The organism is Paraburkholderia phytofirmans PsJN (assembly GCF_000020125.1).
GTDB lineage: Bacteria > Pseudomonadota > Gammaproteobacteria > Burkholderiales > Burkholderiaceae > Paraburkholderia > Paraburkholderia phytofirmans.
Genome location: NC_010676.1, coordinates 2,989,015 through 3,002,903, shown reverse-complemented (window position 1 = coordinate 3,002,903; position 13,889 = coordinate 2,989,015). Strand labels below are relative to the sequence as shown.

Genomic DNA, 13,889 nt, shown 5'->3' with positions numbered 1-13,889 from the left:
ACAGGAAGGGCGCGCCCGCCATCGCGCGGCTGAGCCACTCGGACGGACGGGCAAATTGTCTGCCCCAGTGGATTCGTTAGTCCGGTTTGTCACAAGTGGCCGGGCTAAAACGTCTTGTCGAGTACGGATCCTTTAAATCGTGCCGCCCATGTCCGACGAGCATTCTGCCCGTCCCTTCACCGACAATTCTCTCGCGAGCAGCTTTGCCACGAGTTACGCCGGCGTCGTTTCGCTCCTCGCCGAGGCCAACGAAGGCAGCTTCGCAAAGGCTGGTGACCGTCTCGGCATTGGCCGCTCCGCCGTCAGCCGAACGTGCAGAAGCTCGAAGCGCAGCTAGATGCGCGGCTTTTTCTGCGCACCACCCGCAGCACGTCGCTGACCCGCGAAGGCGAATTGTTTTATTAGAACTGCCATCCGGGCCTCGAACGCATCGTGCAGGCGCGAGAGGACATGCGCGAATTGCGCAACGGACCGCCGCTCGGACATCTGCGCATATGCTCGACACCGGGATTCGGCCGCAAGATCGTCGCACCGCTGCTACGCAGTTTTCGCACGCGGTATCCAGACATCGCACTCGATTGTTGCTGAACGATCGTCCCGCCGACTTCATCTCGGATGCGTCGACGTCGGGTTTCGGGACGGGCGTATGGAAGACAGCGAGGTCGTGGCAAAGCAACTGATACCCACGCAGATGATCGTCTGCGCGTCGCCCCTCTACGCGAAAAATACGGTCTTCCGCGTCAAGTCGAAGAGCTCGCTCAGCATCGGTGCATCAACTTTCGCAGTGCGTCGGGACGTGTAAGCGATTGGGAATTCAAGGTCGACGGACTCATGCAAAAGCAGTTGCCTCAAGCGCGGCACACGTTTAACGACATGGACCTCATCGTGCATGCAGTGTTCGACGGCGAGGGCATCGCTCAATTGCCGGCCTATCAGGTCTGCGATCTCTTGCGGCGAGAGCGTCTGATGTCCTGTCTGGTCCAATATGCGCCAGACGACCGCGGTCACTACCTCTGTTATCTCAGTCGCAAGCATATGCCCTCCAGAATCCGCGTGTTCATCGACTACATGGCTGAACAAACGCGCGCCCTCGACCTGCAATGCCTGACCACCATGACAGCGGTGTCGGCACTCTAATTGGTGCTTTGGAAGCAACACGGTGCGTCGCGGCGCGAGTCTTCCCGACGGGCTGGCGCGCACCTACGATCTACCCATACGCTGACGACGCATCGAGGCCGGTCCGGCGCACTATTCACAGAGAAAGATCATGACAATCGTTGCTATCGACGGTAGCCTCAGCGGTAGCACGCCGTTCGACGGACGGCCTGCGCTATACCAGAGCGCGCAAACAGAAGACACCAGGCCAGAAGGGCGGACCATTCCGTCTCTGGACGCCACTGGCTCACGCGCATCGTTCGACTGGTTGCGAGACGCGGCGTAGCCAACGGCTGTTGGACATACATGATGAGCCCTCTGCATCCACCGCCGCTCACGCTGCTCGACAAGTACTTCGGGCAAAATTTTCAGAAACTGTACTCGACGACCGTGACCGCCACGGGCGGCGACGCGAGCCATGGTCGAGCATCAGGCGCGGTCCGGTCGGACGACGGCCAGCTCGATCTCGCCCTGCGCTTGCCCGAAGCGCCCGGCGGGCCCAGGCGGCGGGACGAATCCCGAGCAGTTGTTTGCTGCCGCCTACGCTGCCTGCTTTCATGGTGCCTTGAGCCTGCTCGCCGCAAAGGCGGAGATAGCGATCGTCGGCGCGAAGGTGGAAGTGACGGTCGATTTCGGCCGGGATCCCGTCGATGGCCTGTTCAACCTGATTGCGCAGGTCCGCATTCATTTGCCCGGTGTCGAGCTTGGCGTTGCCGAAGGACTCGTTCGTAACACGGAACGTTTCTGTCCGTACGCAAAGATGGCGCGCGAGGGGATCGTGAGCGTGGTCGCACTCGCGCGGCCGGCTAGCGAGGCAAATCTGTAAGCCGGCATGCGCATTTCATGCGAACGATCGAGCGGTTATCGACGGCAACCCGACCCGGTAATGTTCGCATGAACCCCGCAGCCACGAGACATTAAGTCCGGAGGCGATCCATTTTGCAGGCGATTGCCGCTGGAAGTCGCAGGAGAACCGGAGATGTGTGGACCCGATCCATGGTCGCAGATTATCGGACGGCTGAGCGCGCATTGGCATGAAACTGCATCGGCGGTTCACCAGGCTTCGGGGCGCCGCAAGCGACGCAGCCGCACGGTAGTAGCGCACGCTGCGCTCAGGGTCCCTACGATTCGAAGCATCGAGTGGCAAACAGACACGACCTTGCTTGTTTCCTGGAGCGACGCTACGCGGGGCAGCTATCTCGATCAGACGTGGCGCGCCGGCTATGCGCGCGTCAGGGGTATTTGCGCGCTCAGCGGCATGTCGGTCAAACGAGGCGACGTGGTGTTCCGGCCGTTCCACCGTGGCGCCGCACCGCCGTCGAACGCACTCGACATGATCCTTGCTTCGGTACTGACGAGATATTCAGAGCGCCAGCTTGTGCTGCCCTGATGTGTGGCGGAGATCGTTTGGACTTCGGCCCGCGAGTGTCGGCTTGCGAATGCAGCAAGATGCCGGCGGATTGCTCGACACCACCGTCGGCAGCCATGTGGTTCATTGCTGCCCCAGACGCAGCTCGGAGTGATGGCAGCTCAGGTCGACGGCCAAGCGTTCGTCCGCTACGATCGCGTGACCGGTTACGGGGCGTAGCCGACGCTCGGACGTCCGAGCGACGCCATATGTTGACGGTGGCTTGTGGCCGCGTACTGCCCCATGGAAACCGCATCGACGGCTCGACCTCGTCCGGCCTTGATCGACAGTATGCGACCCACTTCGGCCAGATGACCTTCTCCAAACCGGTCAGTCAGCAGAATTCAGTTCCTGCGAACCAGAGTGCCCATGAGCGGCCATTGGCGAGTCCACCCAATCGGCCACAAGCGGGCCATGACGAGACATTCACTTGTTCTGGCGCCTTGACATCCGAGCGGTCGTTCCACCTCGCAAACCGGACACCGATACGAAGCGGCGTACTGAGGATATTGCCCGCTGCTGATCGCATTAGCGGTTCTCGCAGACCTGCGTTGCGCTTGTCTCGGCGGGTGCGAGTCACGACTCGCATTGTTTCGGCGACGCAGCATTTCCACAAACACGTAGCGGCCTACACCACGAACAGTCAAGGGTGCGGGATATCGCCGTTTCTGCCACAAAGCTTTGTCGGATACACCGCCGCTGATTGGCGCGAACTGCCATTGGTCAAGACGCCATGGCACAACGGTGTCCAGCCAGGCAAAGGCCATTCTTTCTCCCGCTAGCGCTCACTTGCGTCGATCACGCGGAACGTTTCGCCAACTGCCTGATGGCCGGACCCGCGTGGTCATGAAATCGGCGGATGCCCGAACAGAGATAGTTCAAGCCAGGTTCACCCTCCGGGCTGCGCACAAAGCGATTTTTCGGGCATTCACCCCAGCAGAGATTCAGATGCTTGCACTGACGACAAAACGCAGGAAGAGCATTTCGTTTTGCATAGCCGAAGCTTTGCTGCCGCGCCGAAAACGCCATCTCACCGAGGTGTCTCTCACCGATATTTCCTAGCGAGTATGCAGGGTAGACGTAATGGTCGCACGAGTAGACCTCGCCGTCGTGCTCGATCGCCAATGCCTTACCGCAGAACTGGGCGGTCACGCAGGTTTGCGCGGGCTTACCCAGAGTTTGCACTACGGCAGTCTCGAACAGGTTCACGAGTACATGCCCCACATCCTTTCTGTACCACTCATCGAAGGTTCGGGAAAGGAAGTAGCCCCAATCGTCCGGGTCCACCGACCAGTCGGTCACGACCGAATCCGGCTGCCCAGGTTTCGCCGCACCGGTTCCCAGTATCGGCATCGACTCAGCAGGCCAATGCTGTGGAGCGACACTATGAAAATCTTTCGGTTCGACGCATGGAATGAACTGGATATAAGTCGAATCCAACTCGTTACGCAAAAACCGGTAGACGTCCAGGGGACGCTTCGCATTGAAACGGTTGACGACGGTGAGCGTGTTGAATTTCACGCCATGCTTTTTTAGCAGACCGATCCCACGCATCACATTGTCAAAAGTGGGCTGCCCCTTCCGGTCCCGCCGGAAAGCATCATGCAATTCGCGCGGCCCGTCGATACTCACGCCAACCAGAAAGTTGTTTTCCTTAAGGAACATGCACCATTCATCGTCCAGCAACGTGGCGTTGGTCTGAAGATCGTTCAAGACACGGCGGTTCGCGGGAGCATACCGCTTCTGAATTTCGACGATGTCGCAGAAGAACGCAATGCCGAGCATGGTCGGCTCTCCACCCTGCCAGGAAAATATGATTTCGTCGCCGTTCTGCGCTTCTATGTACTGCCGGATATAGCGCTCGAGCATGGACAGTTCCATGCGACGACCGCGATGCTGCTTTAGCAGATGCTCCTTATGCAGGTAGTAGCAATATGTGCAGTCGATATTGCACGTGGATCCGATGGGCTTGGCCATCGCATGAAAACGACCTTTCTGATCGGGTGCCGCAGGCTCCGTTTCCGACGAACGTGCCGGGTAGAAGATTAGTGGCTTCTCAGCCAGCGTGTCATGGATGTCCTGCATGAACGGCTCCTGAAATCAGCTCACGGAAGTCTGTGCGTGCCGAGACCGCAATTGGCCAGAGGGAAAACACCGCAAGCCGGTCAGTCCGGTCATTGGGCGACCGATGTACTTGAAGCGGGATATATCGTCTTCCAATCCCGTTTCATGCTGACAACGACCCACCCGCGCGTAATGGCCTCTTGCCACGCCTTATCGAGCCGTGCCATTGACGCTTGGCGATCGTAAGCAAACTCGCGCTCTTGATCGTCGTGGTGCACGAGGAGTGCAAGCGTTGCGCCTGGGCCGCTGGCCGTGTACTCAAGCATTTCGCGATCGCCATCGGAATTGCCGAAAGCGAGAATCGGGCGTTTGCCAATCGCGCGAAAAATTCCAACGGGCTTGCCTGGTCCGTCGTCGACGAAGTCAAAGCCTGGCTGACGTATTAGTACAGGCTCGCCACTGCGCATTTCGTACGTCAACTTCTCCTGAGTTCCTACCACCTGCGTGGATGGCACACCGTACGCTTTTGTGACCCACACTCGCATGAACTCCGCCGTACCACCGGAAATGATCCAGATTCTGAAACCGTTCTTACGTAGTAAATCGAGCAATTCCAATTGTGGCTTGTAGACGAGTTCGGTGTAGGGCCGGTTGAGCGTCGGGTGCCTCGCACTGGCCAGCCAGGTACGGATGGATTGGTCATATTCGTCAGTCGTCATGCCGCTGTTGGCGACCGCAATAAGCTGTAACACCGCCTTGCGGTTTTGTGCGATTGCGGCGGCGTCGTTCCTCAGCAACGCCTTGAATGCCGGATTGTTCCGCCACTCGGGATGCCTTGGCGCCGCTGCCTTCACCTGTTCGATCATGAACGACAACTGGAATGGCATGGGTTGCTCGCTCCAGAGCGTGCCATCGTTATCGAAGACCGCGATGCGAGCCTCGGCTTCCACGTAGCTTGGCGACCCTTCACGCGTGACGTCGCCAATGAACTTCAAGATCGCTGCCCGTGCAGTACCGTCCTGCCACGATGGAAGCGCTGTCGCTATCGATTCTTCGGGAAGCGCCGCTCGCTGCTGCGCCGTCGCGGCGGCCGTCGACGGCGCTTCATGGCTCACGCACGCGCTCATCGCCGCGCACGTGCACAGGATCAGGCGCGACGCGTGACACTTGAGGTGTCGTGACCACGTGTGATGGTCAGTGAAATGCATTGTGATCCTGCCCGTTGGAGAATGTGCGGCTTGCGCCTTGACGGGTCCGGACAATCGAGGTTTTCCGATTGTCCGGACGTCAGCTTGTCAGTTCCCGGTTGGCATCGGAATGTTGAAACCGTTCTCCTGCAGTTGATCCCGGATGTACTTGAATCGTTGATACTGGGTGAGGGTAATCGGTCCGGCGTATCCTTCGCTTTGCAACTTGCGCGGCGGATACTTCACATACGTTTGCATCTGGTCCTTGACAGCAGCGTTAAACGCCACAAGTGTCCAAGTGTGTTCCGTATAGTTGTTCATGAAGATGTCGTAGCGCTCCTGAGGATCCTGATACAGATCGAAGACCTGCGGAACGGTTGCGACGTAGCTCTCAGGTCCTTTCCAGCCGAGATTCGTGTCCACCGCTAGACCGCCCGTATCCTTGCCTGCGTCGCCGCGCAGGTTGAACACCGCCTTGAACTGCCCGACCCGCACGGCACCCGGCGTCAGCTCGTTTTCGGTGAAATAGAACCAGGCATTGCGCTTGCTCTTGCCCGTGCCGAGCAGCACGGGAGACATATCGTAGCTGTCGAAAACGATGGGTTTGCCTTCGCGATCGTTTTTGGGTAAATCCACGCCTGCCAATGCCGCGAAGGTTGCCATACAGTCGAGGCCACCCAGAATGTCGAAGTTCCTCGTGTGAGGCTTGATCTTGCCCGGCCACCACGCGATGGCGGGAACACGCGCTCCGCCCTCGCGGTCGGTTCCCTTGGTACCGCGGAAGGGCGTATAGCCCGCATCTGGATAAACATCCTGCCACGCGCCGTTGTCCGTCGTGAAGAACACAAGCGTGTTCTTGTCGAGTCCTTTCTCGCGAAGCTTGTCCATGATGTGGCCGACACGTGCATCCAGTTCCACCAGTGAGTCTGCGTATTTGGACTTCGACAGAGACTTTCCGATGTAGTCGGGATCGGGCATGTTCGGCTGATGAACCTTCATGAAGTTTACGTTGATGAAGAATGGCTGGCCGCGTTGGGATGCATCGTCGATATCGTCGAGCGCAGCTTTCTCGATGTAACGATCGACAAACGGAATGCCGACGATCCGGTTTTCGGGCTCGTTTTGATACTGACCGTTCAGCTTGAAATCTTCATGAGCCTTTTCGCCGGCCTTGCCGCTGAGCATGCCTCTCGTTACCTTGGTGAACAGGTCCCGAGTTTGCTGGTCCATGTCGGGAAACCATTTCGGATCGGAGTACGTGTATGCATTCAGGTGATACAGGCCAACGTACTTCATGTCGTCATAGCCCTGTGCGTTCGGTAGGGCGTAGTCCGCTTCGCCGAGGTGCCACTTGCCGGTGAAATATGTGTTGTAGTGCGCGAGTTTCAGCATGGACGCCAGCGTCCATTCCGCGTGAGGCAGGCCGCCGCCTTGCCCCTGGAACGCTACGGTCGTCATACCGCTGCGGTTCGGATTGCGTCCGGTCTGAAGAGCCGCCCGGCCTGGCGTACAACTCGGCTGGCCGTAGAAGTCGAAAAATGTCATGCCTTCGTCGGCCAGCCTGTCAAGGTTCGGAGTGGGAATGCCGCGCCCCTCACCGCCGCCATAGGCTCCGAGATCGCCCCAACCCACGTCGTCGCCCACAATCAACACGATGTTAGGCCGCATGGGCTGTTGAGAATCCGTTTGTGCCTGGCCGCTTATCGCAACGCTCAGCAATGCCGCCGCAACCACAGCGAAAGGCGCGCGTTTGCAGGGCCTGGCAGGTGCCGGGAAGGACGTTTCAGGTTTCATCGTGTTTTCCTGAGTATCAATGGACAGGCTTCGACATCCCTTTTGCGCGATAGGCCTGTTTGCCACAACTCATTTTTTTCCCTGAGGCAGTGGAGCGCCATAGGTATTTAGGGCAAACCGATTTCCCCTTCGGGCAATGCGAGGTGTGCGCCTTTTCTTTCACTTGGATGACCGCTAAATTGATCTGTGCACATACTGGTCGATACGCCAAGGCACTGACGACAACTGAATTCGGTTGTTGCGGCAGTGTGCGTCCGCGGCTCGTGACTTCGTCTCGATAGCCGCTTGTGAGAAAGGAAGATGGAATTGTGAGCACGCCGCGTTCCTGAGCGATGCAGAGTCTGCGTGTGACGCAGATTCTCATTTACTGCTAGATGCCCGGCGAGCGAATCCACCTGGAGCAACGCATGGAGCAACTCACCAGACATCCCCTCATCCTGCTGGTCGTTTCGTTTGCATTGATGTCGCTGGCTGCCTGGTTTGGGAACTCGGTGCTGCGAAAACGTAATGCACTCGATGAAGACTCGCGCGACGACTTCAGGATCGTGCAGTCCGCCACACTGACGCTGCTCGCCCTGGTCATCGGTTTCAGTCTGTCCATGGCGGTAGGCCGCTACGATCAGCGTAAAAACTACGAAGAAGAAGAGGCCAACGCAATCGGGACCGAGTTCATCCGCGCGGATCTATTGCCGGCCAGCGCGGCCGCGACAATCCGGGCAGATCTCATCAACTATGTCGACTTGCGAGTCGAGTACTACCAGACTCGCGACGAGCGGCGCGTCGAGCGGATCAATGCCGCCACGGAGGATCTGCAAGGCAAGCTGTGGGCCGCAGCTAAAGGCGGCGCGGTGTCACAGCCCAGCCCGGTGGCCGCACTTGCCGTGACCGGTATGAACGATGTGATCAACACACAGGGTTACACACAGGCAGCGTGGCTCAACCGCATTCCCTTGGCCGCCTGGATCATGATGCTGCTGATTGGCGTGTTCGCCAATGTGCTGGTGGGCTATGGGACGAAGAATTCTGGGAGTAGCAAACGATTCCTGCTTATTATGCCGTTGACCGTGTCGCTTTCGTTCATGCTGATTGCCGACATTGATAGTCCACGCAACGGCATCATCCGTGTCGTACCGCAAAATCTCCTCGGCACATCGCAATCTTTGCACCGGCCGTAAAACGGCACGCCGTATCTAACCAGCTCAATCGCCTGACGGGCAACTGGCGCCCGGGTGCTACAAAGGCATTGGAATTATGCGGGCTGCGAATAGATCAACTGATTCGCATATCAGCGGGAAACGCTAGCCTTTCCCGGACAATTTTCTTACAAAAGACTATTCGACTGGCAAAAACCTCAGGCATAGTTAGCACGACGTTAGTCCTGCCAGAGCCATGAAAGACGAACGCGCCCCCCCGAGGATCCTGACGGCAGTGCTCGCGCGACTAGTTTTCGCGCGGGGCCGCGTTGTTCTTTACCTGTTTCTGACCGTGCTCGGCTTCTACACGTGCGCCTACGCGGAGCATACCTGGCGTGTGGTGATTCTGCCGGGCGCGGACCCCACACAACCGGCAGCCCAGGAGCAGATTCGCGCCATACGCCATTCGGTCGCCGCTATGGCTCCAGATGGCGTCGAGTTCTACACCGACTCGCTCGACGATCTGCGATTCGACAACGCCGAATTGATGAACAGCTTTCTGGTGCTTCTCAAAAGAAAATATGAGCACAAACAGGTCGACATCGTGATCGGCCTTGCCGACTTTGCGTTGGACTTCACGAAGCGTTATCACGACGAGATCTGGCCGGGCGTACCTGTCGTCATTTCCAGTGTCGCGGCCGGCCGCCAAAAGGATATACCTGCGGATTTTGCCTATGTCCCCACCTATCTCGATGTGAACGGAACTCTTGCTTTGGCGGAAATTCTTCAACCCCGCGCACGGCGTCTCGTCATCGTGTCCGGCCTCGCCAAGCTGGATCTCCGCTCAGAGCAGATTGCTGTCGCTACGGCGCGCGCGCGCACGTCGCGCCAGTGGACGGTCGATGTGTGGAGCGGGTTGACCGTCTCCGAATTGCAGCAACGCCTTGCCGCGCTCGACAGCACGGCAGCGGTTCTTTACACGACTATGTATCGGGATCGTACTGGTCGCACGTTCTTTCCCTATGAAGTCGTTGCGCCGATGGCAAAGGTTTCGGGCGCGCCGATATACGGCTGGTATCCGACCTATTTGGGCCACGGGCTGGCGGCGGGATCGGTAGTCAACTTCGACGCGAATGGCCGCACTACCGGCGCGCTCGCCGCATCGATACTTCTCGGGGAGGCCCCACGTCAGGGCGCCGTCTCATCGGCAAACCCGTCGCACTGCATCGCAGACGTCGGGGTGATCGAGAAGCTGGGGCTGGATACGCGTGGCTTGCCTGCGGATTGTGAGTTGGTCAATGTACCTCCTTCACTCTGGCGAGAGTACCGGATCATGGTGCTTGGCGCGGTTGCAATCGTTTTACTGCAGGCGCTGACCATCGCCGCTCTGCTGTGGCAGCGCCAGCGACGCCGGATCGCCGAAGACGAAGCGACCCTGCGATCGAACGAACTGGCCCGCGCGGCGCGGTTCGCCTCGGCGGGCGAACTGAGCGCATCGGTCGCACATGAGATCGGCCAGCCGCTGGGTGCTATTCTCAGCAACGCGGACGCCGCCGGCCTGATGCTTCGTAACGAGCCCGAGGACGAACTACACGCTATTCTTGCAGACATACGCCGCGACGCGCTGCGCGCGAATCAGGTAGTGCAGCGACTGCGGGCGCTTCTGCAAAAGCGCACGTTCGAATACGTCCCGTTGGACCTCAATGGCGCTTTTGACGAAGGGCTGGCGTTGCTAAATCTTGAAGCGCGGCGTAGACGCATCGCCGTCGAATCGAACTTCGCGGCGCAAAATGCCTGCGTGCTCGGGGACCGCGTGCAACTTCAACAGGTATTGATCAATCTCGTTATCAATGCAATGGACGCGATGGAGGAAACGCCCCTCGGGGAACGCATTGTCTCTATCTCGACTCAACTTGCAGGAAAAGGTTACCAACTGATCGTGGCCGACAGCGGGCACGGCTTTCCGGCAGATGCCGGAGAGCGTATGTTTGACTCGCTTTATACGACCAAACCGCACGGTATGGGACTTGGACTTTCAATTGTGCGCACCATCGTCTCAACGCACGGTGGACAGGTCCGCGGTGCGTCCCGCGACGGCGGTGGCAGTGTTTTCACTGTGTGGCTTCCCGCATCCGAGCGGCCCGTGCTCTCACCCACTCCTACCGGGCGCAATCCATCAACGGAAAGCGCCGGCTTGACCGCCCCGCCAATGCCACAAGGAGGACACCCGTGATCAATCGTGCCGAAACCGTCATCCATGTCGTTGACGATGATCCCGCTATGCGTACCGCCCTGAGGCGGCTTCTGAGTCAAGCGGGATATGCGGTGAAGGAGTACGCGAGCGCTGGAGAGTTTCTTGTTGCCGATCCGGTCGCGCCGCCAGGGTGCCTGCTGCTCGACCTGGAACTGCCCGGTCCCGGCGGCCTCGACTTGCAACGGGCGCTGCAACGGCTTGGCAGGGAGATGCCAATCGTCTTCATCAGCGCCCACAGCGATATTGCCAGAACGGTCATGGCCATCAAGGGTGGGGCTTTCGACTTCCTCCTCAAGCCGATCGATGCGCAGACTCTCTTCGCCGCGTTGGACAATGCGCTCGCGTCTGCAGCCGTTACTCCTTCCCCGGCCGAGTCACTTCAGCCGGTCGACGCTTCCGATCTGAACGCGCGGGAGCAGGTCGTACTACGCGGTATCGTCGCTGGTCGACTTAACAAGCAGATTGCCGCGGAACTGGCTTTGAGCGAGCGAACAGTCAAATCCTGCCGGGCCGGCCTGATGCGTAAGCTGCACGCCCGTTCGTTTGCCGACCTTGTCATACTGGCTGAGCCGATTGTCCGCCGTAAAGCCTCTATCTGATCTCCGCTTGCCCCAAAGGGCAACGGCTTGCCCCATGCCCTGATAGCGCCGGACCTTGGCTCACATGAAACTTGAGGCAAGAAACCTTGGCGGGCAATGAACCAAATCAGACAGTTGATCGTGGTCGTCGAAGACGACGCCGGGATGGGTCGTGCTTTGCAGCGCCTGTTGACTGTGTCTGGTTTCGACATCCTCGTGTTCGACAGTGCAGAGGCATATGTTGGGGCGAGCCGCATGCGCGTACCACACTGCCTCGTGCTGGACGTCCAACTGCCGGGCGTTTCAGGGCCGCGCTTGTATGAGCAACTCCGCTATCCTCGCCCTCCAGTTGTGTTTATCACCTCGCACGACGATCCGGCGACGCGCAACGCGGTCGCAAGCGCCGGTGGTCAGGAATTACTCATCAAGCCATTTGTGGCCAGGGATCTTCTCGACGCCATTTCGCGGGTAGCGCCGGATAGTGGGACCCGGTGACAATTCACCTCGAGTATTCCGCCTGCCGCTTTTCAGAAACCTGCGTTCCCCGGATTTCGTTTCGGCAAAGCGTCCGGTGGCTGCAAACTTGCAAGCGGACATTCGATCAGGTGCGTCGCAACACGGCGGTCCAGCTTTTGCCGACTTTGAGGTTTCTTCCGTTAAACGTCCGCATCTGCGGATTGCTGACCTTGGCGGCGTCGAGTAGTAGGACCGCAACTGCCTGCAGCGGCCAACCCATATTCACGACCCAATTGCGACGACTTAGATGTCTTGGCGCAATGTTGATTCTCGCGAAAATAGCGGTCGGCCGGTCCGCCCAACGAGTGGCGAGACGCCCATCAGCTTCTCTACGTGGCACGGAAGCCAAAGATACGCGACATCAAGGTTAGGATTCACGAACTGCGCTGAGCCGAGCGGGTTGTACTTGATCCGTTGTATCCCACTTTCTCGACGTTGATGTCATAGTTCTCCTGCCTCAGGACCAGGTAGCGCGCGTACAGATATGACCAGGCGTCCACGATCTCCTGATCCGTCGGTGCGGCTACAGCGGGAGCCGCAGGATTGGTCGCGTTCGCGGTAGCCGGGTGGTCAGTCGTCAAACACGCTGCCATTGCGAAAGCGAGCGCGCAAAGTACGGCCCAAAAAGACCTGCGGAATGCGAGAGTGAGTTAGACATGACGGCGTTTCACTTCCCGGGACGTTGGATTGAACCCAGACGCCGCGAACGCTCTGTCAGCGACGCCTGGTGGCTAACGCAATAAAGCGGATCAACTGAGCTTGGGAAGCTTGTACTTTCCGTTGACTACGGAAGCGCCCGGCATATAGATGCGCATGCAGGTCCAGAACGGTGCGGTGGGAATGATCAGTTCGTTCGCGTGACCGCCCTTACCGAATTCGCTCTCAGGGACGAAGTAAATGTCGAAGGTCTTGCCGTCTGGATTGAGCTTGATCTCAGTGTTGCTGATGGTCGAGCCCTTGTCCGTCTTCAGATACTGGTCATCGCCATAGACCGTCACGGAATAGAAACCAAGTTTTGGATCAACCTGCTCTGGTACCTGGTAGGTCGCTTTGTACGTCTTCCCCATCGTTACCACGTGCTTGGCTGTCAGATACACGGCGTCCTTGTCGGGGAGCAGTCCCGTTGCGATTGAAACCCCACGGTTGCGGGCGTCAAGCGAGACCGGATGCGCCTCCGTTCCCATCGTGTCGCGTATTCCTTCCTTCTGTGCTTCTGCGACGTAATGGCTTCGAACCTTCTCAAAGTCTTTCATATTCCAATTGGTGACCTTGAACGGCTTCGGCTGGTATCCATTGAGATACTCGATTTTTAGTTCGTCCTGGTATTGGTTGACCTTCCTGACGTCCTCCGGGTCTTTGTCATTGATCTGCATCCGCACATTCGCGTAGAAAAAATCAGTGGTTTTGTTGGCGGGAATCACGTATCTGCCAGGGCCGTAGAACACCTTGTAGGTGACATGGTCATGATTCACGATCTGCAATGACATGTATCGCCCGTCATTGGGGGGCAGGGTGATAGCCACGTCGCCGCCACCGTCGAGAACGGCAAACGAGTAGACCGTGTCGCGATTCATCAACGGCGCGGGCTGTTCGGACAGCGCCATGGTCTTTCTGTGGTGATGCCATGCGTTGTTGGCACCCTGCTCGACTTCCTTTTGCATCGCGAGATCCGTCATTGCGCGCGCAAAGTTTTGATCTGTTACATGCGTTTGCCCCGCTGCGCGAATGCCTCGCCCGTTGCCAGTACAAAGATCAAGCCAAACGTACACAGGTAGTAACTTGCTCTCATGCCTGTCTCCT

General features: G+C 58.5%; 9 protein-coding genes and 2 pseudogenes. 7 read left to right on the top strand and 4 right to left on the bottom strand.

What is annotated here, in order from left to right; genetic code table 11:
- Window positions 1-95 precede the first annotated feature (95 nt).
- From BPHYT_RS33090 to BPHYT_RS39515, 3 genes and pseudogenes are all read left to right on the top strand, one after another.
- A pseudogene (locus BPHYT_RS33090) lies at window positions 96-1,137 on the top strand (LysR substrate-binding domain-containing protein).
- 327 nt (window positions 1,138-1,464) lie between these two features.
- Window positions 1,465-1,981 (top strand): annotated as a pseudogene (locus BPHYT_RS33085) (Ohr family peroxiredoxin).
- Window positions 1,982-2,134: 153 nt separating this feature from the next.
- Window positions 2,135-2,545 (top strand): DUF3331 domain-containing protein, encoded by a 411-nt coding sequence (locus tag BPHYT_RS39515; protein ID WP_012428483.1) that lies wholly within the window; start codon window positions 2,135-2,137, stop codon window positions 2,543-2,545.
- Between the two features lie 816 nt (window positions 2,546-3,361).
- Here the strand turns inward: BPHYT_RS39515 and BPHYT_RS33075 are convergent.
- The 3 genes from BPHYT_RS33075 to BPHYT_RS33065 all read right to left on the bottom strand — a co-directional run bounded on the left by BPHYT_RS33075 (window position 3,362) and on the right by BPHYT_RS33065 (window position 7,608).
- Window positions 3,362-4,648, bottom strand: coding sequence for an anaerobic sulfatase maturase (locus tag BPHYT_RS33075; RefSeq protein ID WP_012428481.1), 1,287 nt, complete (start codon window positions 4,646-4,648; stop codon window positions 3,362-3,364).
- Between the two features lie 89 nt (window positions 4,649-4,737).
- Window positions 4,738-5,835 carry an HAD family hydrolase gene (locus BPHYT_RS33070; protein ID WP_012428480.1) on the bottom strand — a complete coding sequence of 366 codons (1,098 nt, stop codon included), beginning with the start codon at window positions 5,833-5,835 and terminating at the stop codon, window positions 4,738-4,740.
- A gap of 87 nt (window positions 5,836-5,922) precedes the next feature.
- Window positions 5,923-7,608 (bottom strand): arylsulfatase, encoded by a 1,686-nt coding sequence (locus tag BPHYT_RS33065; protein ID WP_012428479.1) that lies wholly within the window; start codon window positions 7,606-7,608, stop codon window positions 5,923-5,925.
- Window positions 7,609-8,015: 407 nt separating this feature from the next.
- Between BPHYT_RS33065 and BPHYT_RS33060 the strand changes: the two genes are divergently transcribed.
- The 4 genes from BPHYT_RS33060 (at window position 8,016) to BPHYT_RS33045 (ending at window position 12,068) form a co-directional block, all read left to right on the top strand.
- Window positions 8,016-8,783: a bestrophin-like domain gene (locus BPHYT_RS33060; protein WP_012428478.1), complete on the top strand. Its 768-nt coding sequence runs from the start codon at window positions 8,016-8,018 to the stop codon at window positions 8,781-8,783.
- Window positions 8,784-8,997: 214 nt separating this feature from the next.
- Window positions 8,998-10,974 carry a sensor histidine kinase gene (locus tag BPHYT_RS33055; protein WP_012428477.1) on the top strand — a complete coding sequence of 659 codons (1,977 nt, stop codon included), beginning with the start codon at window positions 8,998-9,000 and terminating at the stop codon, window positions 10,972-10,974.
- Window positions 10,971-11,594 (top strand): response regulator transcription factor, encoded by a 624-nt coding sequence (locus BPHYT_RS33050; RefSeq protein ID WP_012428476.1) that lies wholly within the window; start codon window positions 10,971-10,973, stop codon window positions 11,592-11,594. Before BPHYT_RS33055 ends, BPHYT_RS33050 begins: the two co-directional genes overlap by 4 nt.
- 96 nt (window positions 11,595-11,690) lie before the next feature.
- On the top strand, window positions 11,691-12,068 hold the full coding sequence (locus BPHYT_RS33045; RefSeq protein WP_012428475.1) for a response regulator transcription factor: 378 nt from the start codon (window positions 11,691-11,693) through the stop codon (window positions 12,066-12,068).
- 770 nt (window positions 12,069-12,838) lie between these two features.
- On the opposite strand, the gene BPHYT_RS33035 is transcribed toward BPHYT_RS33045, so the two are convergent.
- Window positions 12,839-13,750, bottom strand: a complete 912-nt coding sequence (locus tag BPHYT_RS33035; protein WP_238535707.1) for a DUF1254 domain-containing protein — start codon at window positions 13,748-13,750, stop codon at window positions 12,839-12,841.
- Between the last annotated feature and the right edge of the window lie 139 nt (window positions 13,751-13,889).

Coding starts and splice junctions, on each gene's coding strand:
- BPHYT_RS33045 (WP_012428475.1), top strand. CDS start 11,691: ATGAACCAAATCAGACAGTTGATCGTGGTCGTCGAAGACGACGCCGGG.
- BPHYT_RS33065 (WP_012428479.1), bottom strand. CDS start 7,608: ATGAAACCTGAAACGTCCTTCCCGGCACCTGCCAGGCCCTGCAAACGC.
- BPHYT_RS33035 (WP_238535707.1), bottom strand. CDS start 13,750: ATGCAAAAGGAAGTCGAGCAGGGTGCCAACAACGCATGGCATCACCAC.
- BPHYT_RS33070 (WP_012428480.1), bottom strand. CDS start 5,835: ATGCATTTCACTGACCATCACACGTGGTCACGACACCTCAAGTGTCAC.
- BPHYT_RS33060 (WP_012428478.1), top strand. CDS start 8,016: ATGGAGCAACTCACCAGACATCCCCTCATCCTGCTGGTCGTTTCGTTT.
- BPHYT_RS33075 (WP_012428481.1), bottom strand. CDS start 4,648: ATGCAGGACATCCATGACACGCTGGCTGAGAAGCCACTAATCTTCTAC.
- BPHYT_RS33055 (WP_012428477.1), top strand. CDS start 8,998: ATGAAAGACGAACGCGCCCCCCCGAGGATCCTGACGGCAGTGCTCGCG.
- BPHYT_RS39515 (WP_012428483.1), top strand. CDS start 2,135: ATGTGTGGACCCGATCCATGGTCGCAGATTATCGGACGGCTGAGCGCG.